At 78.4% G+C, this 1,503-nt stretch carries 2 protein-coding genes; both read left to right on the top strand.

Translation table 11 applies throughout. The features are described from left to right. Positions 1-727 (top strand): Rv3626c family coenzyme F420 biosynthesis-associated protein (locus OMK64_RS19955; RefSeq protein ID WP_272730097.1); only part of this gene is annotated, 727 nt, incomplete at its 5' end. Between the two features lie 82 nt (positions 728-809). Next, positions 810-1,503, top strand: a 694-nt coding sequence (gene tilS, locus OMK64_RS19950; protein WP_272730096.1) for a tRNA lysidine(34) synthetase TilS, incomplete at its 3' end; no start/stop codon positions are given.

The following is a 1,503-nucleotide window of genomic DNA, read 5'->3' as shown; positions in this document are numbered from 1 at the left end:
GGTCCTCGCGCTGCTGTCCGGCAAGGTCCTCGGCCAGTTCGACCCGTTCACCGCGGCCCCCGGTGCGCCCGGCCGGCTGCTGCTCGTGGCCCCGAACGTCCTGCACCTGGAGCGGACCCTCGGCGTCGACGGCCCCGACTTCCGGCTGTGGGTCGCGCTGCACGAGCAGACGCACGCGCTGCAGTTCGCCGCCGCCCCCTGGCTCGCGGAGCTCATGCGCAGCCGCTCCGCCGAGCTGCTCGCCGACCTCGCCGCGTCCGCGCCCGGTGGTGACGACGACGGCCCCGGCGCCGCCGAGCTGCTCGCCCGGGTGTCCCGTGCGGTGCTCGGTCCCGACGGCGGCAGCGTCCTCGACGTCCTCACCGACCGGCAGCGCGCCGTGTTCGAGGAGGTCGGCGCCGTCATGGCCCTCCTGGAGGGGCACGCCGACGTCGCGATGGACCAGGTCGGCCCCAAGGTCGTGCGGACGGTGCGGACCATCCGCCGCAAGTTCGAGGCCAAGCGTGACGAGGGCGCGCGTGCCCGGGGCTTCGAGCGCGTGCTGCGCCGGCTGCTGGGCCTCGACGAGAAGCTCGCGCAGTACCGCGACGGCGCCGCGTTCGTCCGCGCCGTGCAGGGTCACGTCGGTCGCGACGGCTTCAACGCCGTCTGGTCCGGACCCGACGCGCTGCCCCGCCCCGGCGAGATCGCGGACCCGGCGTCGTGGGTCCGCCGGGTGCACGGGTGACGACGACGTCGGCCGGTCGACCGCCCGAGCCGGTCGTCCTCGGCCGGCCTGGCGCGCAGGGCGAGTCGGGCGCACCCCGGCCGTGACGGGGCCCGACCGTCGCGTCGCGGACGTCCGGCGTGCCGTGACGGGTGCCGTCGCCGACCTTCCGGACGGTGCGCTCGTGCTCGTCGCGTGCTCGGGCGGGCCGGACTCGCTCGCGCTCGCGGCGGCGACGGCGTTCGTCGCCGACCGATCCGTGCGGCGCGGACCACGCGTCCTGCGGGCGGGGGCGGTCGTCGTCGACCACGCGCTGCAGCCGGGCTCCGCCGACGTCGCCGCCCGGACCGCCGCCGTGTGCCGCTCGCTCGGGCTCGAGCCGGTCGTCGTGGAACGCGTCGTCGTCGACGCCCCCGGCGGGCCCGAGGCCGCGGCCCGGCACGCGCGGTACGAGGCGCTCGACGCCGTCGCCGAGCGCACCGGGGCGGCGGCGGTGCTGCTCGGGCACACGCTCGACGACCAGGCGGAGACGGTCCTGCTCGGGCTCGCGCGCGGGTCCGGTGCGCGGTCCCTCGCCGGGATGCCGCCCGTGCGGGGGGTCCTGCGTCGGCCGCTGCTGGGGCTCCGCCGGACCGACACCGTCGGCGCGTGCGCGGCGCTCGGGCTCGAGCCCTGGCACGACCCGACCAACGCGGGCACCGCCGACGACGCGCCGCTGCGCAGCCGCGTCCGCGACCGCGTCCTTCCGCTCCTGGAGCGCGAGCTCGGGCCCGGTGTCGCGGAGGCGCTCGCGCGCA

Origin of the sequence: Cellulomonas fimi, assembly GCF_028527925.1 — a bacterium.
GTDB classification, from domain to species: Bacteria; Actinomycetota; Actinomycetes; order Actinomycetales; family Cellulomonadaceae; genus Cellulomonas; species Cellulomonas fimi_C.
Note: the sequence above shows the minus strand (reverse complement) of the source record. Positions and strands in the feature narration are given on the sequence as shown.